The 25,336-nt window shown below is 70.7% G+C and carries 29 protein-coding genes, 1 tRNA gene and 1 pseudogene; 14 read left to right on the top strand and 17 right to left on the bottom strand.

Annotated features, from left to right (window positions below):
- The first annotated feature begins 207 nt into the window (after positions 1–207).
- The 5 genes from LOK55_RS10655 (at position 208) to LOK55_RS10635 (ending at position 3,896) form a co-directional block, all read left to right on the top strand.
- Positions 208–1,149: a lytic transglycosylase domain-containing protein gene (locus LOK55_RS10655; RefSeq protein ID WP_229935348.1), complete on the top strand. Its 942-nt coding sequence runs from the start codon at positions 208–210 to the stop codon at positions 1,147–1,149.
- Positions 1,150–1,311: 162 nt separating this feature from the next.
- Positions 1,312–1,743 carry a DUF1622 domain-containing protein gene (locus tag LOK55_RS10650; RefSeq protein WP_229935347.1) on the top strand — a complete coding sequence of 144 codons (432 nt, stop codon included), beginning with the start codon at positions 1,312–1,314 and terminating at the stop codon, positions 1,741–1,743.
- Between the two features lie 86 nt (positions 1,744–1,829).
- Positions 1,830–2,000, top strand: coding sequence for a CsbD family protein (locus LOK55_RS10645; protein WP_229935346.1), 171 nt, complete (start codon positions 1,830–1,832; stop codon positions 1,998–2,000).
- Between the two features lie 772 nt (positions 2,001–2,772).
- Complete coding sequence (locus LOK55_RS10640) at positions 2,773–3,027, top strand: hypothetical protein (RefSeq protein ID WP_229935345.1); 255 nt, start codon at positions 2,773–2,775, stop codon at positions 3,025–3,027.
- Between the two features lie 11 nt (positions 3,028–3,038).
- A complete protein-coding gene (locus LOK55_RS10635) occupies positions 3,039–3,896 on the top strand; it encodes a phosphotransferase (RefSeq protein ID WP_229935344.1) in 858 nt (285 codons plus the stop codon).
- A 337-nt stretch (positions 3,897–4,233) separates the two neighbouring features.
- Here LOK55_RS10635 and LOK55_RS10630 read toward each other — a convergent pair whose 3' ends face one another.
- On the bottom strand, positions 4,234–4,998 hold the full coding sequence (locus LOK55_RS10630) for an MFS transporter (RefSeq protein WP_229935343.1): 765 nt from the start codon (positions 4,996–4,998) through the stop codon (positions 4,234–4,236).
- Between the two features lie 344 nt (positions 4,999–5,342).
- On the opposite strand from LOK55_RS10630, the gene LOK55_RS10625 reads away from it, so the two are divergent.
- Positions 5,343–5,666 carry a hypothetical protein gene (locus LOK55_RS10625; RefSeq protein ID WP_196323756.1) on the top strand — a complete coding sequence of 108 codons (324 nt, stop codon included), beginning with the start codon at positions 5,343–5,345 and terminating at the stop codon, positions 5,664–5,666.
- Between the two features lie 42 nt (positions 5,667–5,708).
- On the opposite strand, the gene LOK55_RS10620 is transcribed toward LOK55_RS10625, so the two are convergent.
- Complete coding sequence (locus tag LOK55_RS10620; RefSeq protein WP_229935342.1) at positions 5,709–7,586, bottom strand: DUF2207 domain-containing protein; 1,878 nt, start codon at positions 7,584–7,586, stop codon at positions 5,709–5,711.
- Between the two features lie 64 nt (positions 7,587–7,650).
- On the opposite strand from LOK55_RS10620, the gene LOK55_RS10615 reads away from it, so the two are divergent.
- Positions 7,651–8,082 (top strand): MarR family winged helix-turn-helix transcriptional regulator, encoded by a 432-nt coding sequence (locus LOK55_RS10615; protein WP_229935341.1) that lies wholly within the window; start codon positions 7,651–7,653, stop codon positions 8,080–8,082.
- Between the two features lie 12 nt (positions 8,083–8,094).
- Here LOK55_RS10615 and LOK55_RS10610 read toward each other — a convergent pair whose 3' ends face one another.
- From LOK55_RS10610 to LOK55_RS10600, 3 genes are all read right to left on the bottom strand, one after another.
- On the bottom strand, positions 8,095–8,418 hold the full coding sequence (locus tag LOK55_RS10610) for an ABC transporter permease (RefSeq protein WP_229935340.1): 324 nt from the start codon (positions 8,416–8,418) through the stop codon (positions 8,095–8,097).
- A gap of 252 nt (positions 8,419–8,670) precedes the next feature.
- The gene (locus LOK55_RS10605; RefSeq protein WP_229935339.1) at positions 8,671–9,753 is read right to left on the bottom strand and encodes a DUF2804 domain-containing protein; all 1,083 of its coding nucleotides are present in this window, start codon (positions 9,751–9,753) and stop codon (positions 8,671–8,673) included.
- An 86-nt stretch (positions 9,754–9,839) separates the two neighbouring features.
- Positions 9,840–11,372: an L-serine ammonia-lyase, iron-sulfur-dependent, subunit alpha gene (locus LOK55_RS10600; RefSeq protein WP_229935338.1), complete on the bottom strand. Its 1,533-nt coding sequence runs from the start codon at positions 11,370–11,372 to the stop codon at positions 9,840–9,842.
- 197 nt (positions 11,373–11,569) lie between these two features.
- Between LOK55_RS10600 and LOK55_RS10595 the strand changes: the two genes are divergently transcribed.
- The gene (locus tag LOK55_RS10595) at positions 11,570–13,459 is read left to right on the top strand and encodes an amylosucrase (RefSeq protein ID WP_229935337.1); all 1,890 of its coding nucleotides are present in this window, start codon (positions 11,570–11,572) and stop codon (positions 13,457–13,459) included.
- Here LOK55_RS10595 and LOK55_RS10590 read toward each other — a convergent pair.
- Positions 13,446–13,973, bottom strand: a complete 528-nt coding sequence (locus LOK55_RS10590) for a MarR family winged helix-turn-helix transcriptional regulator (RefSeq protein WP_229935336.1) — start codon at positions 13,971–13,973, stop codon at positions 13,446–13,448. The genes LOK55_RS10595 and LOK55_RS10590 overlap by 14 nt on opposite strands.
- A gap of 107 nt (positions 13,974–14,080) precedes the next feature.
- Here LOK55_RS10590 and LOK55_RS10585 point away from each other — a divergent pair, with 107 nt between their 5' ends.
- A complete protein-coding gene (locus tag LOK55_RS10585; protein WP_141381338.1) occupies positions 14,081–14,656 on the top strand; it encodes an NADPH-dependent F420 reductase in 576 nt (191 codons plus the stop codon).
- A 100-nt stretch (positions 14,657–14,756) separates the two neighbouring features.
- On the opposite strand, the gene LOK55_RS10580 is transcribed toward LOK55_RS10585, so the two are convergent.
- From LOK55_RS10580 to LOK55_RS10570, 3 genes are all read right to left on the bottom strand, one after another.
- Positions 14,757–14,990: a hypothetical protein gene (locus tag LOK55_RS10580; protein WP_229935335.1), complete on the bottom strand. Its 234-nt coding sequence runs from the start codon at positions 14,988–14,990 to the stop codon at positions 14,757–14,759.
- 202 nt (positions 14,991–15,192) lie between these two features.
- Positions 15,193–16,329 (bottom strand): Gfo/Idh/MocA family protein, encoded by a 1,137-nt coding sequence (locus LOK55_RS10575; RefSeq protein WP_229935334.1) that lies wholly within the window; start codon positions 16,327–16,329, stop codon positions 15,193–15,195.
- Complete coding sequence (locus LOK55_RS10570; protein ID WP_229935333.1) at positions 16,326–17,153, bottom strand: sugar phosphate isomerase/epimerase; 828 nt, start codon at positions 17,151–17,153, stop codon at positions 16,326–16,328. The genes LOK55_RS10575 and LOK55_RS10570 overlap by 4 nt, the downstream gene beginning before the upstream one ends.
- A 123-nt stretch (positions 17,154–17,276) precedes the next feature.
- Here LOK55_RS10570 and LOK55_RS10565 point away from each other — a divergent pair, with 123 nt between their 5' ends.
- Positions 17,277–17,765 (top strand): hypothetical protein, encoded by a 489-nt coding sequence (locus LOK55_RS10565; RefSeq protein ID WP_229935332.1) that lies wholly within the window; start codon positions 17,277–17,279, stop codon positions 17,763–17,765.
- Between the two features lie 101 nt (positions 17,766–17,866).
- Here LOK55_RS10565 and LOK55_RS10560 read toward each other — a convergent pair whose 3' ends face one another.
- Positions 17,867–18,610, bottom strand: coding sequence for a VIT family protein (locus LOK55_RS10560; RefSeq protein ID WP_229935331.1), 744 nt, complete (start codon positions 18,608–18,610; stop codon positions 17,867–17,869).
- Positions 18,611–19,097: 487 nt separating this feature from the next.
- Between LOK55_RS10560 and LOK55_RS10555 the strand changes: the two genes are divergently transcribed.
- The 3 genes from LOK55_RS10555 to LOK55_RS10545 are packed head-to-tail and all read left to right on the top strand — an operon-like array spanning position 19,098 to position 21,008.
- A complete protein-coding gene (locus tag LOK55_RS10555) occupies positions 19,098–19,364 on the top strand; it encodes a PadR family transcriptional regulator (protein ID WP_374107652.1) in 267 nt (88 codons plus the stop codon).
- On the top strand, positions 19,361–20,581 hold the full coding sequence (gene chrA, locus LOK55_RS10550; RefSeq protein WP_229935329.1) for a chromate efflux transporter: 1,221 nt from the start codon (positions 19,361–19,363) through the stop codon (positions 20,579–20,581). Before LOK55_RS10555 ends, chrA begins: the two co-directional genes overlap by 4 nt.
- Before the next feature lie 43 nt (positions 20,582–20,624).
- On the top strand, positions 20,625–21,008 hold the full coding sequence (locus LOK55_RS10545; protein ID WP_170214305.1) for a metalloregulator ArsR/SmtB family transcription factor: 384 nt from the start codon (positions 20,625–20,627) through the stop codon (positions 21,006–21,008).
- A gap of 74 nt (positions 21,009–21,082) precedes the next feature.
- Here LOK55_RS10545 and LOK55_RS10540 read toward each other — a convergent pair.
- The 5 genes and pseudogenes from LOK55_RS10540 to LOK55_RS10520 form a co-directional block, all read right to left on the bottom strand.
- Positions 21,083–21,229, bottom strand: a pseudogene (locus tag LOK55_RS10540) (response regulator transcription factor); the annotation flags it as partial.
- A gap of 15 nt (positions 21,230–21,244) precedes the next feature.
- Positions 21,245–21,472, bottom strand: coding sequence for a hypothetical protein (locus tag LOK55_RS10535; protein ID WP_229935328.1), 228 nt, complete (start codon positions 21,470–21,472; stop codon positions 21,245–21,247).
- 115 nt (positions 21,473–21,587) lie between these two features.
- Positions 21,588–21,663 (bottom strand) — tRNA-Arg (locus tag LOK55_RS10530).
- Positions 21,664–21,733: 70 nt separating this feature from the next.
- Complete coding sequence (locus tag LOK55_RS10525; RefSeq protein WP_229935327.1) at positions 21,734–22,408, bottom strand: asparagine synthase; 675 nt, start codon at positions 22,406–22,408, stop codon at positions 21,734–21,736.
- A 57-nt stretch (positions 22,409–22,465) separates the two neighbouring features.
- On the bottom strand, positions 22,466–22,852 hold the full coding sequence (locus LOK55_RS10520) for a DUF5684 domain-containing protein (RefSeq protein WP_229935326.1): 387 nt from the start codon (positions 22,850–22,852) through the stop codon (positions 22,466–22,468).
- Between the two features lie 127 nt (positions 22,853–22,979).
- Between LOK55_RS10520 and LOK55_RS10515 the strand changes: the two genes are divergently transcribed.
- Positions 22,980–23,183 (top strand): hypothetical protein, encoded by a 204-nt coding sequence (locus LOK55_RS10515; protein WP_141381420.1) that lies wholly within the window; start codon positions 22,980–22,982, stop codon positions 23,181–23,183.
- 147 nt (positions 23,184–23,330) lie between these two features.
- Here the strand turns inward: LOK55_RS10515 and LOK55_RS10510 are convergent, their stop codons facing one another.
- Entirely contained in the window at positions 23,331–24,281 is a 951-nt protein-coding gene (locus LOK55_RS10510) for an aldose 1-epimerase family protein (RefSeq protein WP_229935325.1), read from the bottom strand.
- A gap of 19 nt (positions 24,282–24,300) precedes the next feature.
- Positions 24,301–25,329: a zinc-binding dehydrogenase gene (locus tag LOK55_RS10505; protein ID WP_229935324.1), complete on the bottom strand. Its 1,029-nt coding sequence runs from the start codon at positions 25,327–25,329 to the stop codon at positions 24,301–24,303.
- Positions 25,330–25,336 lie beyond the last annotated feature (7 nt).

Below are 25,336 nucleotides of genomic sequence, written 5' to 3'. Positions count from 1 at the left end.
TCGCCCGCGACTCTATACCGGCCCTCGGACGCAGGGTAGAGCCCCCAAGAAGCCCACTCGGCGAGCGGCGGCACTCAGGTTACACTCAGGAACCACACCCGGGATGTCCAGAAAGTGTTGCAAACCTGTGACATTCGCGCCCACCCGAGGACGCACGCCGCCGGTTGCTCTCTGCCATCGCGGTGCTGATTCACCGGAAGTACCTCTATGCCTCGTCTGCCTTTCCGCTCTGCCACGCCCGTCCTCGTCTGCGCCGGTCTCGTCGCCGGGATGCTCGCCACCACCGGCGCGGCACTCCCTCCGAGTTCCGACACGACCGCATCCGCCGCCGCCGACCACTCCGAGCGCATCTCCGCGCCGCTGAGCTCGATGACCGAGAAGGGCGCCTCTGCGCTCGTCGACGCGCGCAACGCCGTGGCCGAGGCCCGCGCCGTGACGGCCGACATCGACGCGTCGGGGCTGACGGTGCCGGCATCCAACACCGTCGTCGACACCCGCGCGCTCGGCGTGTACATCGACAAGCTGGGCGATCTCGACATCATGCCGACGCTCCTGATCCCCGCGCTCACCACCGACGCGACCGCCGAGATCCAGAACGTGCGCATCAAGACGGCGACCCTGCGCGGCCAGCTCGACGCCGCGGTCGAGAAGAAGGCCGAAGAAGAGGCCGCCGCCAAGGCTGCCGCGGAAGCCGCCGCCGCCGCGCAGGCCGCCGCCGAAGCCGCCGCCGCGCAGGCCGCCGCCGAAGCCGCTGCCGCTGCAGCCGCCGCAGAGGCCGAGGCGAGCTCGTCGTCGTCCTCCTCCTCTTCGTCGTCGTCGGTGCCGTCGGTCGACGTGAACGTCGACCCGGCCTCGGCCCAGGGCATCGCCCGTTCGATGATGGCCGCCAACTACGGCTGGGGCGACGACCAGTTCGCCTGCCTCGTGTCGCTGTGGAACCGCGAGTCGGGCTGGCGCGTGAACGCCGCCAACTCGAGCGGCGCCTACGGCATTCCGCAGGCCCTCCCCGGCAGCAAGATGGCCTCGGCCGGCGCCGACTGGCAGACCAACCCCGCCACGCAGATCGCCTGGGGCCTTGGCTACATCGCCGGCCGCTACAGCAACCCGTGCGGCGCGTGGGGCCACTCGGAGTCGAACGGCTGGTACTGAGCCGCCCCGCTCCTCGCACGATCCGTCGAAACGGCCCGGGTTCGCCCGGGCCGTTTCGCGTGCGCGGGCGCGCCCCGCGGGCGCGCCCCATTGTGGGCGTGGCGTTCGCGAAGGGATGCCACGGGGCATCCTCGCTCCTTCGTTCCTTCCGGGCGGTGACACATGTCGGAGACCGTCGAGCCGTTCTTCACCGTGATCGCGGTGGTCTTCGAGATCATCGGCGCGATCGCGATGGTGGCGGGGTTCGTCGTCGCCGTGGTGCTCGCCGTGCGCACCCTCGCCCGCAAGGAGAGCGCGCGGGCGGCCTCCTTGGTGCTGCGGAACACGCTCGGCGCGGCGATCCTCCTCGGGCTCGAGGTGCTCGTCGCGGCCGATCCCATCCGCACGATCACCTCGAAGCCGTCGATCGAAGACGCGCTGATTCTCGGACTCATCGTCGTGATCCGCACGGTGCTGTCGATGTCGATCCAGATCGAGATCGAGGGCGTGCTGCCGTGGCGGCGCGCGCTGCTGACGAGCGGCGGCCAGTTGCTGGGCGAGGCGGTCGCGCGCGACCGCGCGGCATCCACCCAGACCGCGTCCGCGGATTCCTAGAGCCTGCCGCCGCCGCCGTCAACCCCCTCCCTCGCCCGGCCGCCGCGCCGTACGGTCGAGGTAATCGCGATAGAGAGGGGATCCCGATGGGACTCGACGACAAGATCAAGAACGCGGCAGAAGACCTCGGCGGCAAGGCCAAGGAGGGCTTCGGCAAGGTCACCGGCAACGAGAAGCTCGAGGCGGAGGGCGAGGCCCAGCAGGCCAAGGCCGACATCAAGAAGGCCGGCGAGAACGTGAAGGATGCCTTCAAGTAAGCCGCTCCCCCACATCGAGAGGCCCCCGTCGATCAGATCGGCGGGGGCCTCTCGCGTGCGCTCCGGGCGGCGCTGAGCGAGGCGGGCGGCGCGTGATGGCCTGGGCAGGACGGGCAGGTCGAATCCGTGCTGCGTCTCGGGCAGCTCGGCGTCGGCGGACGGGTGACGAGGATGCCGCGCGGATCGTCGCGGCCACCGCGCGCGCCAGCGCGGGGGCGAGCGCGGTGTCGCGCGCGCCGTGCACGATCATGACCGGCGACGAGGCGTCGGGGCGGATCCGGTGTATGTGGGTGAAGACGACGGGTCGGCGCCGCGCGGTCCGAGATATCCGTAGATCTGCCGCGTGTCGACGCCGAGGCGATCGGCGTGCTCGGCCACCCGCGCGATCACGCGGGCGACGTCGAGTTGCGACGCGGGGAACGCTCCGGCGGCGCGAAGTCGGTAGTTCGCGCTGATGGCGCATCAGCCGTGTGCGGCGAGTTGCAGCAGAAGCGCCCGGCTCTCGCGACTCTTCGCGGCCTGGACGAATCCGCCGGCGTGCAGATGCACGACGACCGGCCGCGCCGTCGCCGGGGCGAAGTCCCGGTACACGTCGAGCCGGTGCGCGCGCGTCGGGCCCGTAGCGGAGGTCGCGCCAGCGCTCGACGCCGGGGCGTCGGCGGCCGAACGGCAGCAGGATGCCGTGGCGCCAGGCGAGTCCGGATCGTGCGGCCGGCGTGGGCGATGTCGAGGGCGTCGACGCCTGCGATCGCCACCGCGCTCCGAGAGCGTCGTGGACGTCCTTATCGAGTGCGGGCTGGGCGCGGCGGGCGCGCAACTGCACCCAGAAGAGGCCGAGCGCGACCAGCGCCGACACGGCGACGCCCGCCGCCGTCGCGGTGGGGTCGGCCCGTCGTCACTGATCACGAGCAGGGCGGCCGATCCGGCGAAGACGGCGAGCAGCACGAGCGGGATCTCGTTGCCGGTGACGGTGTGCATCACTCCGGGCATCCGCACCGCCACGACGGCGCCGAGCGGGCCTGTCTAGGCTGGTGCCTCGTGACGACGGATTGGACCGCCGGAAAACTGTCGAGAGGACAGCGAGACTTCGTGCGCGCGCACCTCGGCGACGAGATCGAGCTGGTGTCCGACATGTCGTGGGGACTGGTCGACACGCGCGTCCTTCACGTGCAAGCGGGCGCGGAGCACTTCGTCGTCAAAGCGGCCGGTCCGGACGATCATCACATCGGGCGAGAGATCACCGCCCACGAGTCCGCGACGGGCGCGCTGCTGTCGCAGGACCTGTGCGCCCGCCTGGTCGCCGCAGATCGCGAGAGCAACATCCTCATCACCACGTTCGCGCCGGGAACACTCGTCGAGGGGACGGCGGCCGAGCGCTCCCCCGAGCTCTACGCGCAGGCCGGTGCGCTGCTGCGCGCGTTCCACGGCGAGAACGGACGGCTCGATGACGAGCACGAGTCCCGCGAGACGGATCGTGCGCTCGAGCGCCTGGCGCAGGCACACCGCATCGCCGACGATGTCGTCGACCGCGTGCGCGAGACTCTGTCGGGTTACTCGCCGCGTCCGATCCTCGTGGTGCCCACGCACGGCGATTGGCAGCCGCGCAACTGGGTGTTCGACGGGCACCAGGTTCGCGCGATCGACTTCGGGCGGTTCGCGTATCGCCCTGCGGCGAGCGACCTGTGCCGGCTCGCCGCGCAGCAGTGGCGTGCAGATCCACGTCTCGAGGATGCCTTCCTGTCGGGCTATGGCGGCGACCCGCGCGACCCGGAGGTGTGGCCCATCGATGTGCTGCGCGAAGCGGTCGGCACCGCGGTGTGGGCGTATCAGGTCGGTGATGAGCCGTTCGAGAAGCAGGGCCACCGCATGCTTCAGGACGCGCTCCGGCAGTTCTAGCACCGCGACGCCAACGGCTTCGCCGTGGCGGCGCCGAGCAGGGGGTCAGGCTGCGGTGTCCTCGTGCCGCGCGTCTCGGAGCGGGGAGAACACGATGACGAGGGCGGCAATGACGAGCACGCCGGGCTCCGATGCCGAACGTAGCCTGGAAGCCGAGGAGCGTCATGAGCAGGCCCGTCAGCAGCCGAGAAGGATCGCCTTGCCGGCGCCGAGCCGCACGCCGACACGGGGCGCGATCATCGCACCGACGAAGCCGCCGACGCCCCGGCCGTGAGGGCGACGCCGAACGCCCACGAGCGGAGAGCCAGCTCACGAAGGACGAAAACGGCGAAGACGGTCACGACGATGCTCTGTTGCCGAGGAACCACACGTGCACCGAGAGCGCGAGCGGCCGCAGGGTCGGATGCTGGTACGTGTACCGCATTCCCTCGGCGATGTCGTGTCCCGCGTGGCGTTCCGGCGGGCGCTTCTCGGGCTTCGGCTCGTCGACGTTGATGCGCGCCTGCAGGATGGCGGCGATGGCATTAATCACCGCCTCGAAAGCGAAGAGTATCGGCGCACCAACGATGTTGAACAACACGCCGCCCAGCGCTGGGCCGGCCGTTCCTGCGACGGTGCGGCTTTGCCCGATGCGTGAATTCGCAGTGACGAGCGAGGCTCGTGGAACGATGCGCGGCAACAGTGGCTGCTCTGCCGAATCGGAGAGGAGCGTCAGCACCCCGAGAATCAGGACCACCACCGCGAGAGCCCAGAAGTCGAGCGCGTTCAGCAGCAGCAGGATCGGGATCGCGGCGAGCGTCGCCGCGCGTCCGATGGTGGTGAGCACGAGTGTGCGCTGCCGGCTCCATCGATCCATCAGTGCGCCGATGATCAACCCGAGGAAGAGGTACGGGACTACACCGAGGGCGTTCAGGATGCTGATCTGCAGGGGGGTGGCGTTCACCACCGTGACGATGAGGACCTGAAACGCAACACCCGCGATCGCGCCGCCGAACGCGCGGATCGTCGTCGCGCTCCAGAAGTAGGCGAACGGCGGATGACGGAGGATCCCACGCGACCGCTCGCGTGGTCCGGATCTGGCCGAAGCCCTGTCGTCGTTCACGCTATCGAACGTACTCAGCACCCAGCTGGCGACACCGAAGGAACACCTGGTCCGACGGCGCCACCCCCACGACATCAATGGCACGGGCTACAGAATCAATGTCCTCGGACAGCCGAACCTATGAACCCGACAAGAATCACAGAAAGATAACGACGAACGCTTGTGGGCCGTTACCTTTCCGTTATAGAGTGCTCGCACGGTGGTTGTTTTGCTGTGGCAGCTACCGACATGTGATTGCAGGACACTCTTGGTGCAAGGGACAAGGGCCGGTCGGATGCCTCTCCGACCGGCCCTCACTCTGTCACCCGGCGAGTGTGACGGACCGGGTGTGATGGACTGAACGCATGAGCGACCTCTCGATCTCCCTCACCCTCGACGGCGCGCCCGATCTGCCGAGCGCACCGCTCCAGGCGCTCTACCGCATCACGGGGCGGTCGACGCCGGAACTCCGCCGCTCGATCCTCGCCGGCGAGCCGCTGTTCACCGCGGCGCTCTTCGGCCGCGAGCACATCACCGCCGCCCCGCGGCTCGAGAAGACGATCGCGTTCCTCACCGAGCACGACCTCGGCTTCTCGCTCACCGAGACGAGCGACGGGGTCCACACCCCGATCGACCTCGCCACGCTCCGCGAGATCCTCGAGCCCGGCGCGGGGCTCGCCGGCGCCTGACGCCGGAGCCCGCGCGCGCCCCGGCATCCATCGCACCCCGGGTCAGACGCCGCCGCCGCCGCCTCCGCCACCGCCGCCACCGGCAGATCCGCCGCCGCTCGATCCGCCGGTCGACGATGACGATGAAGCCGCCGACGACAGCGACCCGATGCCCGACGAGAACGACGACGCGTCGAACGACCCGGTGCCTACGAACCAGTACGGCCCCGTCGCCCCGACCGCCGTATAGAGCGCGGCGAGCTGGCGCGACCACTCCTTCTCCTGCCCGAACACGACGGCGTACGGCAGCAGCCTCTCGTACAACGCCAGCTTCTGGCGCGGGTCGTCGACGTCGACCGGCACGCGCTCCGCGCCGCTCGGCGACTGCAGCACGCGGATGCGGTCGGCCTCGGCCCAGCCGATGAACTCCTCGAGCCCACGCAGGTGGTCGCGTGTGTCCGCGCCGCGCGTGGTGAGCGGGCGCCGCGCCACCAGAATGCACACGATGACGACGAGGGCACAGGATGCCACGATCACCGCCACCGGCGCGAACGCATGCGTTCCCCGATCGATCGCCGCCGCCCCGAACACGAACGTGAGCACCGCCGACAGCCCCGTGATCAGAATCGGCCACAGCCGCGTGCCGGTGGGCACGGTGCGGCGGAGCCCGCGCGTGGTGAGCTCGCGATCGGCCGCGGCGAGGATCTTCTGCGCCGCCGCCGAGAAGCGCGTGTCCTGCCGCCCGAACGCGTACTGGTCCCCGGGCCGCCCCTGCGGAAACAGTCCGTCGAGTAGCATGCGCCCGTCGCCGTCGGCGCGCGACGGGTCGACCAGCTCGGCGGTGAGCTTCGGCTTGCCCGTCCAGCTGCGCCCGCCCTCGACGATGCGGATCGAACCGGCGACCGACTGCTCGAGCACCTCGGCCGGAATGCCCTTGTTCTGCCGCCCGAGCAGCACGGCGCTCTCGAGCGCGTCGACCGTCGCCGGCGGATCGTATTCGGCGATGATCGTCGGCCGTCCGGGCTCATCGGCCAGCGGCCCGCGGCGGGCGCGCACGGCCAGCACGGCCCCGCACAGCGCGCCGACGCCGGCGAGTGCCTGCAGCCATCCGAACGGCGTCGCGAAGTACGAGCCGTCGAACGCCGCGAAGGTGCCCGGTGTGAACCCGACCGCCATCGTGAGGGTCTGGTGCGGCGCGAGATCCTGCGCCGTGGCCGTGACCACCGCCCCGCCGCCGGCCTCGTCGGTGCGTGTGATCGAGGCACAGGCATCCGTCGCCCCCTGAGAGCCCTGATAGCAGGCGAACCTGCCGGTGAGCCCCGCGGCGAGCTCGGGCGACAGGTGCAGCCGCGCGGTCACGGCGCCGAAGGGCTGCGCCCACTCGATGCCGTTGACATCCCAGAAGAACTCGAGCCCGGTGTCAGGAAAGTCGTAGGTGACGTTCTCGAGCGTGTAGGTGATGACGTAGGTCTGTCGGCCGTGCACGTAGCCGGCGGCGCGCGAGACGACCGAGAACTCGTCGTCGACGTCTTCGACCTCGGATGCCCGGGCGTTCCCGTTCTCGTCGGTGATCGACTCGAGGTGCGCGCGCAGCGGCTGCCCCTGGTAGGTGTCGGGGATCGCCCGGCGGATGCCGCGGTTCTGGTCGGTCTCGGGGAAGACCGCCACGATCGTCTCGACCGCGCGCAGCCGGCTCGTGCCGTCATCCGCCCGCGTCAGGGTGTAGTCGGCGTCGAACGAATCGAACGTGAAGTCATCGACCCCGGTCGGTGCGGCGTCCACCGGAGCGACGGTCGCGTGCGACGACGACGACGTGACGGATGCCTGGGCCGCAGGCGCCGGCAGCAGCAGCGCCGTCAGCAGCAGTGCCGCGACCGCGCAGGCCGGCAGCCCTCCCCGTGCCCCGACGGCCGCCGCCATGATCGCCCGCATGCGCCCCATGCGACCACCCTCCCACACGCGGCGCGCACCGGGCGTGTCGCTGACCGCCACTAAAGTTGACGCCATGACCGACCGCCGCCTCGCCGTCGCCGCGTGGGAGAGCCTGTTCCGCGCACAGCACGAGGTCCTCCAGGAGATCAGCGACGACTTCGGCGACGATGACCTCACGCGGGCCGAGTACGACGTGCTGCTCACCGTCACCCGGGGCGAGGGGCACGCCGCGCGCCTGCGCGACGTGACCGCCAACATGCTGATCAGCCAGCCGAGCGTGTCGCGCCTGGTCGACCGGATGGTCGCACGCGGACTCATCAGCAAGTGCCCCGACCCGCACGACGGGCGCGGAGCCATCGTGCGCGCCACCGATGAAGGCCTCCTCGCCTTCCGCCGCGTCGCGACCACGCACGCCCGCTCGATCGCCGAGCGCATGTCGGTGCTCTCCGACGCGGAGCTGACCGAGCTGCAGGGCCTCACGACGAAGCTGCGCGGCACCGCCTGATCCGGCCGGCGACTACGGGGTGCGGCGGCGGAGGGTGAGCGACGCCAGCACGAGCGCGCCCGCAGTGAACGCGGCCACGACGAGCATCGGCCGCCACAGGTCCCAGCCGTCGTCGCCCGCCGCGACGGCGGCGACCGCGTCGATGGCGTAGCTGAGCGGCAGCCAGTCGCTCACGGCGTGCAGCACGTCGGACATCTGGTCGCGGGGCATGAACAGCCCGCCGAGGATGATCTGCGGGAACACGATCAGCGGCATGAACTGCACCGCCTGGAACTCCGTGCGCGCGAAGGCGCTCGCCAGAAGGCCGAGCGCGGTGCCGAGCAGCGCACGCGGCATCCTCCCGGCGGATGAGCGTCAGGAACGCCGCCTCCGGATCGGACGTGCCCGTGCTCGACAGCAGCCCCGACGAGGCGGTCGGCCTGCGCCGTGAGACCCACCTGTTCGAGCGCGCGATCGACGTCGCCGCGCGGTGCGCCGAGCAGCCGCGCGAAGTAGCGCAGGTTCTGCCGGACGGTGAGGTCGCCGCGGCGCACGCGCAGCCCGCGCACTTCGACGGCCTGCTCGCTCATGCGCTCAGCGTAGGCCCGCTCACCACCGGTTGTGCACGTCTTCGGCGAAGCCGATCAGGCCGGCGAAGGCGACCTCGTGCGTGCCCGCGGCATCCGGGGCATCCCCGTCCGCGGCGTCCGCGTCCGTCCAGGTGAAGGTTCCCGTCCACTCGCCGAAGCACTGGTCGGTGTGCGAAGAGAGGATGCCGAGGTTCATCGCCGACCGTTTGTCGTAGAAGGGGGTGAACGTGGCATCCAAGCCGCCGCCGGTCACCCGCCAGGGCCGGAGCGGCGCGGCGAAATCGTAGCTCCAGCGCACGGGTGTCGAGATCTTGTGGAGCACGCCGCCGACGATGACGGCGTTCTCGGTGGCACCCGTGCCGTCGGTCCACCGGCCGCCGACCTGCAGGCCGATGCTGCGGCCGTCCGGGAGCACTCCCGCGCCGGCGCCCCAGTTCCAGGCGACGTCGTACGGCCAGCGGCCGCGCCCGTGGTCGAGCACCGCCCACGAGCCGGCGGGCACGTCGTGGCGCACGCCCTCGGTCGTGATCGTGCCCGACGCGGGAAGGGCGACGTCCTTGACGGTGTACTGGAACCGCCGCGTCGACCACGGCACGACGACGGCGAGACAGTCGTGGTGCGCCGGGCGGGTGACGGTGATGTCGAACGAGGCATCCGGGATCGCAGCGTGCAGCCGCCAGACGCCGCCGTCGCCGGTCGGGGTGACCGTGATCGCGAGGTCTTTCGCGTGCGCGATCGCGATGCCCCCGCCGAGCGAGCCCGGCAGCACCATGTCGCGCGACGGGATGACCGTCGCGCCGCGCCCCCACGAGCGCTCCGAAGCGCGTTCGAACACCCACACCTCGTGCACGGCGGCGTAGTCGAGAGAGGAGATCGTCAGCGCCACGATGTGGGTGGGCGTGATGACGTTCCAGTACTCCCAGCGCTTGTTGCGGCCCCAGCCGTGGCGACCGCCGATGCCGGACGTGTCGACCAGCGGCGAGCGTGCGAAGCCGACCGCCGCGGGGTTGAGCCGGCCGTTCGGCAGGGTCAGCGAGACGGGGGCGGTGAGCTCGCGCTCGGGCGTCACGGCGGGCGCGGGGAACGGGTCGGGGGCGGTCATCGGCATCCTTGCTGACGGCTCGGTTCGGGTGATCCGAGTCTAGCGAGAAGCCGATGGCCGCCCCGGACGGGCCGCGGTCGTCGCGCTCAGCACTCGATGACGTTGACGGCGAGACCGCCCTCGCTCGTCTCCTTGTACTTGTGCGACATGTCGATGCCGGTCTGGCGCATCGTCTCGACGACGGCGTCGAGCGACACGAAGTGCTCGCCGTCGCCGCGCAGCGCGAGGCGCGCGGCAGTCACGGCGGTCGACGCGGCGATCGCGTTCCGCTCGATGCACGGGATCTGCACGAGGCCGCCCACGGGATCGCAGGTGAGCCCGAGGTGGTGCTCCATCGCGATCTCGGCCGCGTTTTCGATCTGCCGGGTGGTGCCGCCCATCACGGCGGTGAGGCCCGCGGCAGCCATCCCGCACGCGGAGCCGACCTCGGCCTGGCATCCGCCCTCGGCGCCCGAGATCGAGGCGTTCGCCTTGAACAGCGAGCCGAGCGCGGTCGCCGTCAGCAGGAAGCGACGGATGCCCCGGCGCCGGTTCGCCTCGGCGACGTCGCCCGCCGCCTCACCGAGGACGAGGGGCGCCACGGCCTCCGCCGCACCCGGGTGCAGGCCCAGCATCACCGAACCGACGAGCTCGCCGTACGGGGTCACCGCGTTCTCGGCGCCGAGCCCCGAGTCGGCGAGGAAGCGCCACCAGTACATCGCGACGGCGGGCACGATGCCCGCCGCACCGTTGGTCGGTGCGGTGACGACGCGGCCGCCCGCGGCGTTCTCCTCGTTGACGGCGAGCGCGAACGCGCCGAGCCATTCGCCGGGCAGCTCGCGTCCGCCACCGGCCTCGGCCTGTTCGAGCTGCTCGCGGATGAGGCTCGCGCGGCGCTTCACCTTGAGCATGCCCGGCAGCACGCCGCCGACGTGCAGCCCCGCGTCGACGCACGACGACATGGCATCCCAGATCGCGTCGAGACCCGCGGCGATCTCGTCTTCGCTGCGCAGCGCCTCCTCGTTGCGGCGGGCCACCTCGGCGATCGTGAGCCCGTGCTCGTCGCAGAGCGCGATGAGTTCGGCGGCGTTCGAGAAGCGGAAGGGAAAGGCATCCACGGCGCGCGGGCGGGCATCGGATGCCACGACGTCGCTCTCGCGCCGGATGAACCCACCGCCGATCGAGTAGTAGGTCTCCTCGAGGAGCACGGCCCCGGCCGGATCGAGGGCGCGGAGGGTCATCGCGTTCGGGTGGCCGGGAAGGCGCGTGCGCGGCGCGAACTCGATGTCGGCCCGCGCGAACGGGACGGGCGCCGCGCCGTCGACGAGGAGGGCGTCGCCGTCGGTCCAGTTCGTCCACGCTCCGCGCACGAGCGCCGGGTCGACGGTCTCGGGCTCGTGGCCCTGCAGCCCCGCGACGACGGCGTCGGGCGTGCCGTGGCCGATGCCGGTCGCACCGAGCGATCCGTACAGCACGCACGTGATGCGGGCGAGGGGCCCGAGAGCGCCGCCGGATTCGACGCCGAGTGCGACGGTGCGGCGCGCGAACTCGCCGGCCGCCCGCAGCGGACCGACGGTGTGGGAGCTCGAGGGGCCTACTCCGATGGAGAACAGCTCGAACGCCGAGACGTACGCACTCACTCGGTCAGCCTACGCCGGGCCGCGACGGCGCAGGCCGCGGCACACTTCTGGTCTCACTCCTTCTGGAAGGCGACGATGCCGACGGTGTTGCCCTCGGTGTCGCGCACGACGACATCGCGGAGGGTCGCAGGGCCACGCGGCGTCGCCGCCCGCACGTAGGCTGATACCAGGCACGGCGACCGGCGGAGGGAGAGCGCATGACCGCACTGACCACGCTCGAGGCCGACCGGGGGGCTGCGCTCGCCGCGGCCGAAGCGGCGGGCCGCCTCGACGACGCCTTCCTCGACCGGTTCGACGCGCAGTTCCCGCGCCTGCACTCCCTGTTCACCGAGCTCTACGGCGCGCGCCCCGACGGTCAGGAGCAGCTTGCCGAGACGGTGGCCGTGGCATCCACGGCATGGAATCTGCGACCGCTCGAGCTGAAGGCGCGCGACGCGTTGCGCGAGGCCGATCCGGCGTGGTTCCAGTCGGAGCGGATGCTCGGTGGCGTCTGTTACGTCGACCGGTTCGCGGGAAACCTCGCCGGCATCCGGGATCAGATCCCCTATTTCCGCGAGCTCGGCCTGACCTACCTGCACCTCATGCCGCTCTTCGACGCCCCCGAGGGCGAGAACGACGGCGGGTACGCCGTGTCGAGCTACCGGCGGGTCGATCCGAGTCTCGGCACGATGGAGCAACTCACCGAGCTCGCCGCCGACCTGCGCACCGCGGGCATCTCGCTCGTGCTCGACTTCATCTTCAACCACACGAGCGACGAGCACGAGTGGGCACGGAAGGCCGTGGCGGGCGACCCGGACTTCGAGGACTTCTACCTCATATTCCCTGATCGGGATATGCCCGACGCCTATGAGCTGACCACGCGCGAGATCTTCCCCGACGACCATCCGGGATCGTTCGTGCAGCTCGAGGACGGACGCTGGATCTGGTCGACCTTCTACCACTATCAGTGGGATCTCAACTACGCGAACCCCGCGGTCTTCCGCGCGATGGCGGGCGAGATGCTGTTCCTCGCGAACCAGGGCGTCGAGGTGCTGCGGATGGATGCCGTGGCGTTCATCTGGAAACGCCTCGGCACCGCGTGCGAGTCGCTGCCCGAGGCGCACCTCCTGCTGCAGGCGTTCAATGCGGTGCTCGCGATGGCCGCGCCCGGCATGGTGTTCAAGTCGGAGGCGATCGTGCACCCCGACGAGGTGATCGCCTACATCTCGCCCGACGAGTGCGAGCTCTCGTACAACCCGCTGCAGATGGCGCTGACCTGGGAGGCGCTCGCGACCCGCGACGGACGGCTCCTGCAAGACGCGCTCGAGCGCCGACACGCGCTGCCGGCGGGCACGGCGTGGGTGAACTACGTGCGCTCGCACGACGACGTCGGGTGGACGTTCGCCGATGAGGATGCCGCGGCGCTCGGCATCGACGCGTTCGCGCACCGGCAGTTCCTCAACCGCTTCTACACCGGCCGGCATGACGGCTCGTTCGCGCGGGGCGTCGCCTTCCAGGAGAATCCGGCGACGGGCGACGCGCGCGTTGCGGGCACCACGGCATCCCTCGCCGGGGTCGAAGCGGGCGATGCGGCCGGCGAAGACCGCGTGGTGCTGGCGCACGCGCTGGCGCTGTCGACCGGAGGCATCCCTCTCCTCTATCTCGGCGATGAGGTCGCGCAGCTGAACGACTACTCGTATGCCGAAGACCCGCTGCGCCGCGGCGACAGCCGGTGGGTGCACCGCGGCAACCGTCCGCGCGACCGCTACGCGCAGCGCACCGATCTGTCGACGCCGGCGGGGCGGATCCACCGGCGACTCACGAAGCTCGTCGCGGCGCGGCAGCAGTCACCCGAGCTCGCCGGCAACGCGCTGATCGGCTTCCGCACGCCGCACCCGTCGGTCGTCGGGTATCAGCGGCCGGGCGAGGACACCCGCGTGCTCGTGCTCGCGAACGTCGGGGATGCCGAGGTGCAGGTCGACCCGCTGACGCTGTCGGGGTTCGAGTCGGCCGCGTTCGACCTCGTGCACGACACCGAGGTCGACCTCGAAGAAGGCCTCGCGCTGCCGCCGCACGGCTTCGTGTGGCTGCGGGTCAGGGCGCGGTAGGCGCCGTCGGGGCCTTGTCGTCGCGCGCCGCGGGCGGCCGGCTCGCGACCATGCGGCCCTCCGGGTCGATCCGGGCGAGCACGGCGACGGCGGCGTCGCGCAGCTGCTTGCGCTGATCCGCGTCGAGGGCGTCGAACACGAGGCTGCGCACGGTCTCGACGTGACCCGGTGTCGCCCGCAGCACGACGCGGCGCCCTTCCGGGGTGATCACGACGTCGACGCCGCGCGCGTCGGTGGTGCGGCGCTCGCGGGCGACGAGCCCGCGGCGCTCGAGTCGGCTGACGACGTGCGAGAGGCGCGGCATGGTCGCGTTGGTCATCGAGGCGAGCTCCTTCATCTGCAGCCGGTGGTCCGGTGAATTGGTGAGCATCGACAGGGCGAAGTAGTCGAAGTGCGTGAGGTCGGCGTCGCGCAGCAGCTGGGCGTCGAGCTCGCGCGGCAGGAGCTCGAGCAGGGCGGCCACGGGGATCCAGGTGGCGAGTTCATCGTCGGAGTAGAACCGCGGGACATCCATGCCCTCAGTCTAGGAACGCTGAGCGGGAATAGTTGTCGCGACAAGCGGGTTGGACGATGATAGTTGCAGGTACAAGCATCCTGTCTCCCTCCTCGAAAGGACCGGTCATGACCACCATCACCATCTTCGGAAACGGCAACATGGGCCAGGCGATCGCGGGCGTGCTCGCGCGCGGCGGAGCCGACATCCAGCACATCGGCAGCGACGAGACCTCGACGCAGATCTCCGGCGACATCGTCGTGCTCGCCGTGCCCTACCCGGCGCTCGCGGTGATCGCCGACGCGTACGGCGACCAGCTGGCCGGTAAGACCGTGGTCGACATCACGAACCCGCTCGACTTCGCCACGTTCGACGCGCTCGTCGTTCCCGCCGGCAGCTCCGCGGCGGCGGGCCTCGCCGAGCGCCTTCCCGAGGCGAAGGTGCTGAAGGCGTTCAACACGAACTTCGCGGCGACGCTCGCGTCGGGCACCGTCGGCGGCGCGCCGACCACCGTGCTCGTCGCCGGCGATGACGCGGACGCCAAGGCGGCGCTCGTCGCCGCCGTGCAGGCCGGCGGCCTGAAGGCCGTGGATGCCGGGTCGCTCGCCCGCGCCCACGAGCTCGAGGCTCTCGGGTTCCTGCAGCTGACCCTCGCCGCGGCGGAGAAGATCACCTGGACCGGCGGCTTCACCCTCGCGAACTGACCCGTTCGGGCGGCGGCGCGTCGGTGCGGGTTCTCCTGCGCCGTCGCGCCACCGCCGCGCCGGGTTGTGGGGACACGGGACGACCCACCCCGCGCCGCGGTCAGCGCGGGGCGGTGACCTCGACCTCGAACGAGACCGACTGGCCGGTCGAGCTGTTGGTCAGCGTCACGTCGGAGTCGCCGACCTCGAGCGCCTTGACGCCGGGGTTGAACGTCGCCGAGCCGTCGGTGCGGCCGTCGACGAAAGAGACGACCTCGGGGTCGTCGATCTCGCGATCACGCTCCCCGACGCACCGTCCGAGTCGGAAGCAACACCAGACCCCGACCCCGTGCACCCGGTAAGGGAGGCGACGAGAAGCACGGCTCCGGCGACCACTGCGAAGCGGCTCGTTGTCCTGGCATCCATCGGCTCATCCCCCCGTCGGCGTCGGCGGAGCGCCCGCGGCGCGCCTTCCTCGTGGTCAGCACGCTACTAGAAGGGCGCCCCGCCGAAACCGAACCCGACCCGAGACCAAACCCGAGCCCGAATCTCGCGCGTCAGACGAGCGTCGCGGCGAAGGGATCGAACCCCTCGGGCAGCAGCGGCACCGGCGCGACGGCCGACTCGATGGTGCGGGTCCGCCCGTCGGCGACGGATTCCTGTGCCGAGAGCATCACGTCGAGCACGTGATAGCCGAGCTCGCCGGTCGCGATGTGCGGACGGCCCTCGCTGATCGCGCGCGCCATGTCGAGCACACCGATGCCGCGCCCGGTGGCGGGCCCCTGCTCCTCGATCTCGATCCACTGCTGACCGTCGCGGTCGGCGTCGGAGATCGAGCCGAGCGGCTTCACGTACGCGATGCGCCCCGAGAACATGTTCGGGTCGGGTAGCACGAGGGTGCCCTCCGAGCCGTGGATCTCGACCACGCCGGCACGCTCGAGCGCCGAGTCGAAGCTCAGCAGGTGCGTCCCGTGCTGGCCGCCCACGAACGAGCTCAGCACCTGCACCGTCGAGGGCACCTCGACCGGGAAGGTCTCACCGGCCCGCGGACCCGAGCGGATCGTCCGCTCGAGCTGCGGGCGCGAGCCGCGCGCGGTGACGGCGTCGACCGGGCCGAGCAGGCTCACGAGCGCGGAGAAATAGTACGGGCCCATGTCGAGCAGCGGGCCGGCGCCGTTCGCGAAGAGGAACGCGGGTTCTGGATGCCACGCATCCGGCCCCTGCGTCTGGAAGATCGTCTGCACGAACAGCGGCGTGCCGATGACACCGTCGAGGACGGCGCGCTTGGCGGTCTGGAATCCCGGGCCGAGGAGGGTGTCGGGCGCCGAGCCGATGCGAACGCCCGCCTGGCCGGCCGCGGCGAGCAGCTCGCGCGTGGACTCCCGGTCGAGGCCGATCGGCTTCTCGGTCCAGACGTGCTTGCCCGCGGCCACGGCCGCGCGCGAGACCTCGACGTGCACGGCCGGGATCGTGAGGTTCACGACCAGTTCGACGTCGGGGTTCGCGAGCACGTCGTCGGCGGTGCCCCACGACGGGATGCCGAACTCCTCGGCCTTCGCCTGGGCCCGCTCGGCGATCAGGTCGCCGACCGCGACGACGGCGGTGTCGGGGAACGAGGTGAGGTTCTCGAGGTAGGTCTGGCTGATGACGCCGGTGCCGATGATGCCGACGCCGAGCGGCTTGTTCGCGCTCACGCGACGAACCCGCCGTCCTTCAGGAACGCCAGGCTCGCGGCCACGTCTTCGAACACATCACCGGGGGCGTTGTCGTACTCGACGACGGCGTAGCGGATGGCTGTGCCGGCGCGCAGCGCCTCGGCGAGCGCGACGTCGCCCTCGCCCGGGCGGCGCTGGTCGAGCTCACTCGAGCCGCCGAGCGCGGCCGCCTCAGGAGCCCACGGGTTGACGGCCGGCACGACGCCGTCTTTGACGTGCACGGCGGTGAGCCGGTCGCCGAGGCGCGCGACGAGCGCGGGAACGTCCTGGCCGCCGGTGAGCGCCCAGAACAGGTCGAGCTCGAGCTGCACGCGCGGGTCGGCGAGCGAGACGAACCGCTCGTAGGCCGAGACGTCGTCCCACGACGCGATGAACTCCTGCGCGTGGTTGTGGTAGCCGACCGAGAGGCCGAAGCCGGCGGCGGTCTCGACGAGCGCGTTGAGGCGCTCGGCGATGTCGGCGACGCCCTCTTCGGTGAGCCAGCGCTCGGGGGCGACGAACGGGTCGATGACCGTGGTCATGCCGATCGTCGCGGCCGCCTCGAAGACCACCTCGGGGGCGGGCGTCGGGATCGAGCCGTCGGGCGTCCACAGCTCGTCGGTCAGCAGCGGGGCGTGGCCCGTGGGCGACGCGAGGCCCGAGGCATCCAGCGCCGCGCGGATCTCGGCGGGGCGCCCGACGAAGTCGAACGCCTCGACGTTGCGGTAACCGATCGCGGCGAGCTTGTCGAGCGAGCCCTGCGGGTCGGCGGCGAATGCGTCGCGCAGAGAATAGAGCTGAACGGATGCCTCGGGCAGAGTCATGGTGTTCCTTCGATACGTCGTTGTGGGCCGCCTCTTCGTGAGGCGGCGTGACGACGATACCGCAGAAAACCTCCGACCGGAAGTTTTATCGTGATGCGCGCTGCGGTGCCCCACCCTGGGCCGATGCGCATGCTTCTCACGTCTGGCGGAATCGCCAACGAGATGATCCGCGACGCGCTCGTCGACCTGCTCGGCAAGCCACTCGCCGATTCGCGGGTCGTCGTGGTGATCGACGCCATCCTCGGCTTTCCCGGTGACAGTTCGACCCTCGTCGACCATCTCGAGGGGTTGCGCGCGCTCGGCTGGGCGGAGTTCGACATCGCCTCGCTCTTCGCCGGCCCCGATGAGCTCGCCCTGTTCGGGCTCGTCGACGCCGCTCCCGCCGTCGCCCTCTTCGATTGGTTCTTCGCCGGGCACCTCGGCGCCGATTGGATGCCCGGGGATGCGGAAGAGCTGTTCGCGCGCGGCGCCGCGCGCTCGGGGCAGGAGGTGTGGTTCGTCGACGACGATTCGGCGCTGCTCGTCCGCGACCCTTCGGCGCCGCCGACGGTCATCTCATCGGGACACTGGCGCCGCTACGGCGCCGACGGCGCGCTCGTCGCTGCGCGGTGACCGCCCGCGGAGAGGCACAGGACAGGCGCCGAAAGAGTGAGCCGTCCCTGCCTTTTCTCGCCCTCGTGGGCACCTCTAGATTGGTCACAATTCGCTCTGTTTCAGACCGCTCCTGAGGCGCCGAGGAGTGCTCCGACGCCGTAGGTCGCGGCGAGGGCGAGGGCACCGCCGATGACGACGCGGATCATGGCGCGGGGTCGGGAGCTGCCGCCGATGTGTGCGGAGATGGCTCCCGTGATCGCGAGGGCGACAAGCACGGCAACGAAGGTCACCGGGACACGCCACCCTGGCGGGGGTAGGAGGATGGCGAGCATGGGCAGGATAGCGCCGATCGTGAATGCTGCCGCAGATGCGACTGCCGCGTGCCAGGGGCTCACGACGTCGTCTTGGTCGATGTTGAGCTCGGCGGATAGGTGTGCGGCAAGGGCGTCGTGCGCGGTGAGCTCCACGGCGACCTGTCGCGCGGTCTGTGCGCTGAGCCCGCGGGCTTGGTAGAGCCCGGCAAGCTCGTCGAGTTCTTCGTCCGGCATGTCGCGCAGTTCCTGGCGTTCTTTCGCGATCAGGGCGCGTTCACTGTCGCTCTGGCTGCTGACGGAGACGTACTCGCCCAGGGCCATCGAGATGGCGCCTCCGACCAGGCCCGCCAGCCCGGCGGTGAGGATGGGCCCGGTGGCGGTGGTCGCGCCCGCGACGCCGACGACGATCGCGGCGACGGAGACGATGCCGTCGTTCGCGCCGAGCACGCCGGCGCGCAGCCAGTTCAGCCGTTGCGCGATGCCGCCGCGGTGCGGCTCGTCAGGATGGGCTTGGAGCGCGGGGTTGTCTGCGGGCAGATCGGTCGCCATGACCTCAACATAAGCACCCGCCAGCCGCGGCGAGCAACGTTGGTGAGGCTAAGCGTCCCCCAGTTAGGCGCCCCAAGAATCCCGGAAGAAAGAGGGGGATCGTGGGACTCGTCGATAACCGGACCCACCCGAATCGAGTTGAGGATGACAACAGGCACCGCTCCCTCTCCGCGGGCGGCCAGGCCCCGCACAGACGATTCGGTTGCGCGGGCGCGGCGGGTCCGTGCTCGTAGACGGATGCGCGCGGCGGACCTGATGGTCGCCGCGGTATGGCTGTCGGTCGCCTCGGCTGTATCGCTGTGGCTCGCCTACGGCGGGCTGAACCAGGTCACCGATCCCGCCCGCTGGCACTCCGGGAGCGTTAAGCGCACGTTCACCTGTTCTATCGTCATTCGATATCGAGATCCGATAGACAGGCGTGGTGACGAGCAGGCGCTCCCTTGACGAGCTGGACGAGTACCGAGACCTCCTCGGCGGGCTCGTCAGGATGCACGTGCTGCACCACGCGTCACAGGGAGAGATCTACGGCGCCTGGATGATCGAGGAGCTCGCCGGTCACGGCTACCGCCTCTCAGCAGGAACCCTTTACCCGATGCTCCACAAGATGGTCGAAGACGGCTACCTCACCGTACGGACCGAACGAGAGGGCCGCACCATCCGCAAGCTCTACTCCGCAACCGAGAAAGGCCGGCACGGCCTCGCGGTCGCCCGGGAACGGATGCGCATCTTCACCCAGGAAGGCACCGGCCGATGACAACGGACACCACCACTCCCCCGCAAGCGGGACAGGGGTCCACCCGGGAGGTGCTGCGCGTCTTCGGGAAGCTGGGCGTGACCGCCTTCGGCGGCCCCATCGCCCACCTCGGCTACTTCCGCGACGAGCTCGTGCAGCGCCGCCGGTGGCTCGACGACAACGAGTACGGCGACCTCGTCGCCCTCAGCCAGTTCCTCCCCGGCCCCGCATCCAGCCAGGTCGGCTTCGGCCTCGGCCTCTTCCGCGCAGGCCCCGCCGGCGCGATCGCCGCGTTCCTCGCCTTCACCCTGCCCTCAGCCGCCCTCATGGTGGCCTTCGCGTACGGGGCGCCGCTGTTCGAAGGCGTCGTGGGCGGCGGCATCCTCACCGGCCTCAAGATCGTCGCCGTCGCGATCGTCGCCCAAGCCGTGTTCGGCATGGCAAAAACCCTCACCCCCGACCGGGAGCGCGCCGCCATCGCGGTGGTCGCCGCCGCCAGCGCCCTCCTGCTCGCCGGGTCGATCGGGCAGATCGGCGCCATCGCGATCGGCGCGATCGCAGGACTGATCTTCTGCCGGAGCGCTCCCGTACCCGCGACCGCGATGATCCGCTTCCCCGTCGCCCGCACAGCCGGCGTGATCTGCCTGACCCTGTTCGTGCTGCTCCTCGTGGGACTGCCGGTGCTCGCCACAACCACGCAGTGGGGGGCGGTGCAGCTGTTCGACGCCTTCTACCGTGCGGGAGCCCTCGTCTTCGGCGGCGGCCACGTCGTGCTCCCCCTGCTGCAGGCCGGCGTGGTCGACACCGGCTGGGTCACCCCTGACCAGTTCCTCGCCGGCTACGGTGCCGCCCAGGCCATGCCCGGGCCCCTCTTCACCTTCGCCGCCTACCTCGGCACCCTCTCCACCATCGGCCCCGGCGGCGCGACAGGAGCCGCGATCGCCCTCACCGGCGTGTTCCTGCCCGGGTTCCTGCTGCTCACCGGGGTACTCCCGTTCTGGAACACCTTCCGTTCCCGCCCCTGTGCCCAGGCGCTGATGCGCGGAGCCAACGCCGCCGTAGTCGGCATCCTCGCCGCCGCGCTCTACGACCCCGTCTTCACCACCGCCATCACCGGCGCGGCCCCCTTCGTGCTCGCGCTGATCTGCTTCGTGCTCCTGATCGCCTGGCGGGCACCCGCCTGGGCCGTCGTCATCGTGGGCGCCGCTGGGGGCATTCTGATCACCCTCATCGGCTAAGGCCGGGCGATGGAAGTCTCCGGATTGGTGCGATAATCTGCGTATGAATGCGGATACTTCGAGATGTGGACGTCTGCCGGAGAGCGAGTACGTCGAGCTGGCGGTGGAGGTGTTCTCGATGCTCGCGGACGCGACCCGTGTGCGCATCATCATGGCCCTGCGCGACGCCAGCGAGCTGTCGGTGAACCGTCTGGCGGAGACCGTCGACAAGTCGCCGGCCGCCGTCTCGCAGCACCTCGCGAAGTTGCGGCTGGCGCGCATCGTCTCGACCCGGCAGGAGGGCACGCGCATCTTCTACCGGCTCGAGAACGAGCACGCGCAACAGCTCGTCGCCGACGCGATCTTCCAGGCCGAGCACTCCCTGGGCGGGACCCCGCACCACCACCGCGCGGCCGACGCCGTGCGCCCGGCGGTGAGCGAGCCGTGACGAGCACCGTGAGGGATGCCCCAGTGCGCGCGGGCGGACGGATGCTCGCGAAGCCCCCGTCGATGCTGCGCACCGGCGCACGCCTTGCGGGAGAGCCGAACGAGCCGTCCGTCCCGATAGACCTCGCGACGGAACGGGTCAAGCCGGACGCCGCACGCCTCCAAGATGGGGGGCTGCGACGGCCCGCTCCGGCGGTTCAGCGCTCGAAGCCTCGCGACGACGCGCATCTGGAGTTGCTAACGCAGCCGTACGAGTTGTACCGCCACGCGAGCGACCAGACCAGGCGCATGCTCAACCAAGCCATCTTCAACCACATCTACGTCGTCAATGAAGAAGTGATCGGCGACGAACTCAACACCCCGATGCGCGAACTGCTCTCCGCCCAACGTGGCTGGAGCGTCTTCGAGGACACCGGCGATGACGTCCTCGCGCGCGAACTCGCCGGCGCTGAAGCACAACGCCACTCAGACACAAGCCAAACAAAGCAGGCCACCGTTTCCGGTGGCCTGCTCGATGATTTCAACTCGGCCCTGCTCACCGACCGTGTGGAAACGGTTGGCATTTGCAGTAAGCCATCTGTGGTGCGCCTGAAGGGACTCGAACCCCTAACCTTCTGATCCGTAGTCAGATGCTCTATCCATTGAGCTACAGGCGCGGGCACACGGCCCGAAGCGGGCCAGGGAATAGCTTAGCGCACCCGTCGGCGTCCGCCGAATCGGGGGCGCTCACTCCAGCTCGCCGGGGTCGACTTCGCCGGGAGCGAGGGCTGCCGCGCGCTCAACTTCGGGCAGCTGACCCGACTCGCGCAGACGCCGCTGCGTCTTCGCGGTGCGCCGGTTCGCGCGGAGCTTCGGCAGATCGACGAGCCGCAGCGCCTGCATCCGCGCCGCGCGCATGCGCTCGTAGTCGGGTTCGAGATCGGGGCGGGATGCCTCGATGCGCAGCACCCGGTCGATGTTGCCGGCGACCTCGGCCCAGGCCGCGTCACGGGCATCCGCGATGAGCTTGTGCAGCTCGACATCGTCCTCCGCCCGGGCACGGAGCTCGGTCGCGACGTGGAGCGACTGCTTCTCGCGCCGGCGGAGGTTGCGCACATCACGACTGCGGTAATCGTGAGTGCCGTCGGAGTCGGAGTGACGCGTGCGCGCACGCTTGCGCTCACGCTCGGTACGCGCCGCGTCGGCCTCGGCCTCGGCGGCGAGCGCCTCGAGCGCGGCACGCGCCTCGGGCACGTAGCGCTCGGCGTCGAAGTCCTCGCCGTCGGCGAGGGTGTGCACGAGGATCGTGTTCTTGAGACTCAGCCGCGTGGCCGCCGACGCGATGTACAGCCCCTCGGCGACGACGTCGCGCGTGCGCACGCGCTTCTTCTTGCCCGTCTTGCCCGTCCGCTGCCCGACCACGACACCCCCTCGAGTCGATCCTAGGGAACCGGCCCGCCGGGCGGGGAGACGGGGCGCTCAGATCGGCCGCGTGTAGCGATCCGAGCTCAGCCCGATGATGAAGTACCCGACCGGCGCGATCAGCCAGAGCAGGAGGAACGAGAAGAACGCCCCGTGCCCGAACCCGCGCCCGATCCGCACCGCCACGATGATCGAGAACACGATGTTCACGATCGGCACGAGCACGAGCAGCCCCCACCACGCCGAGAACCCGGCGATCTTCACCTGGATGAACCAGTTGACGACGGGGATCAACGCGAGGATGCCGAGGTACCCCGCCTTGCTGAACACGCGCCACATCGCCACGGCGAGCAGCACGTAATAGGTGAGCGCGAGCACCGTGCCCACCCCGTTGCCGAAGTACTGCTGGAACTGCTCGAACGACGGGTCCACGGCGAGAGCCATGGCCACACAGTAAGCCATATCGCCGCCGGATAGCAGGGTGGATGCCACGCTGACAAGCCCTTGCCGCAGGGCGTGCCCGCTCGTACCGTGAAACGTGAACCACTCTCCCAGCAGAAAGGAACGGAACATGGGATTCCTGGACGACGCGAAAGACGCCGCCGAGACGGCGGGCCGCAAGATCAAAGAGGCCTACGAAGACACCGCCGACCGTATCGGCGACAAGGTCGACGAGGTGAAGGCCGACCACGAGGTCAAGAAGGCCGAAGCCGAGCGCGAATCGGTCAAGAAGAAGAACGAGGTCAACGCCGAACTGCGCGGCGACAACGACTGAACCCCTCCCCGGCACGCCCGACGAAAACCACTCGGTGAGATCTCACCGGGCGAATGTGAAGGGCCTCGGAGAGTACTCCGGGGCCCTTTGCACTGCCCGGCGCGGGCGAAGCGAGGGGCGCCCGGCTCGCGCGAGCCGACCGCGCCCCTACAGCGCGGCGATGCGCCAGGATGCCTCGGCCATCGCGCCCGGCGCGAGGGAGAGCAGACCGGCGTCGAAGTCGTAGCGGCCCGCGTTGAAGGCATCCGGAGCGCACGTCATCGGCTCTACCGCGAGCCCCGCCCGGTGGAACGGCTGCGCCGCGCCGCCCGGGAGATCCGCGGTGTGCACCTGCACCCAGGCGCAGGCGGCATCCCACGACAGCTCCACGCCGGTGCCGCTCGGGTCGGTCAGTCGCACCCGCGCGATCCCGTCGGCGCCCCGATCGAGGTCGGTGTAGGCGTGGTCGATCTCGGCCGCACCGAGCCGGCGCGGTGCGCGCCAGTCGAAGCGGGCGGGGTCGTACGCGGCGACGTCGTGCAGGGCGAGTGGGATGAGCCGGTCGGCGGTCACCTCGAGTACGCGCGCGGCCGGCAGCTCGAGAGTCCAGTCATCGAGCGGTGCAGAACCGGCGACGAGATAAGGGTGCGGGCCGGTGCCGAACGGCGCGGCATCCGTCCCCACGTTCTCCGCGCGGACGGTCTGCGTGAGGCCGTCCGCATCGAGACGGAACGTCGTCTCGATGCGGAGGTGCCAGGGGTACGCGGTCTGCGGCACGATCTCGGCCGCGAGCGTCACGGCATCGGCCGACTGCTCGACGGGCGCGAAGTCGAGCCAGGCGGCGAGCCCGTGCAGCGCGTGCCCGCGACGCGGCTCGGTGAGCGGCAGCTCGAACTCGCGGCCCTCGAACGCGTACCGCCCGTCGACGACCCGGTTCGGCCACGGCGCGAGCAGCGCGCCGCGGAAACCGGGGCGCACCTCGTCGGCGTCGAACGGCACGATGAGGTCGCGTCCCTCGTGGCGGAGCGTGCGCACGGATGCCCCGATGCTCGCGATCTCGGCGACGTAGCCGCCGGAGCGGATCTCGAACGACGTGCCGGAGCGAGGCGTGGAGGTCATGCCTCCATCCTCGCGCAGGTCATGGGCGGAGCATGACCTTGAGCGCCTCGCGGCGATCCATGAGCGCGTAGCCCTCCGCGGCCTGCTCGAGCGGTAGCTCGACGTCGAAGACGCGCCCGGGGTCGACGGTGCCGGCGAGGATGCCGGGGAGCAGCCGGTCGATGTACGCGCGCACCGGGGCGACACCGCCGGTGATCGTGACGTTGCGGTTGAACTGCACGCGGCCGATCGGCCCGTCGGTGTACTGCGGCACCCCGACGCGGGCGATGCGGCCGCCGTCGCGCACGACGCCGAGCGCCTGCTCATACGCCGGGAGGTGCCCGACGGCCTCGAGCACCACGTGGCATCCATCGCCGTCCGTGAGTTCGCGCACCGCCTCGATGCCCTCCTCGCCGCGCGCAGCGACGACGTCGGTCGCCCCGAACTCGCGGCCGAGGTCGGTGCGGGCCTCGTGGCGGCCCATCAGGATGATGCGGTCCGCGCCCAGCTGCCGCGCCGAGAGCACGGCGAGAAGGCCCACCGCCCCGTCGCCGATCACGGCGACGGTCGTGCCCGCGCCGGCGCCGCCGGTGAGCGCGGCGTGGAAACCGGTGCCGTAGACGTCGCTGAGGGTGAGGAGCCCCGCGTAGTGCTCTTCCCCGGCATCCACCGCGAACAGCGTGCCGTCGGCGAGCGGCGCGCGCAGGAGCTCGGCCTGGGCGCCCTCGGATCCGAGGCGACTGCGCAGGCCCGCGACGCGGCACGAGGTCTGCAGCCCCTCGCGGCAGAAGTCGCACACTCCGCAGGAGAACACGAACGGCACGATCACGAGGTCGCCGGGCTTGACCGTGGCGACGTCGGCGCCGACCTCCTCGACGATGCCGAGGTACTCGTGCCCCATCGAGACGCCCTGCGCGCGCGGCTTCATCGAGTGGTACGGATGCAGGTCGCTGCCGCACACGCACGTGCGCACGAGCCGCAGCAGGGCATCGGTGGGTTCTTCGATGCGGGGGTCGGGGGCGTCGATCACCCGGACGTCGCCGGGCTCGTACATGTAGGCAGCTCGCATGGTTCCA

It is taken from the genome of Microbacterium sp. F2E (genome assembly GCF_020905435.1).
GTDB classification, from domain to species: Bacteria; Actinomycetota; Actinomycetes; order Actinomycetales; family Microbacteriaceae; genus Microbacterium; species Microbacterium lacticum.
The sequence above is the reverse complement of the archived record's forward strand: the minus strand, read 5'-3'. Positions and strand labels throughout refer to the sequence as shown.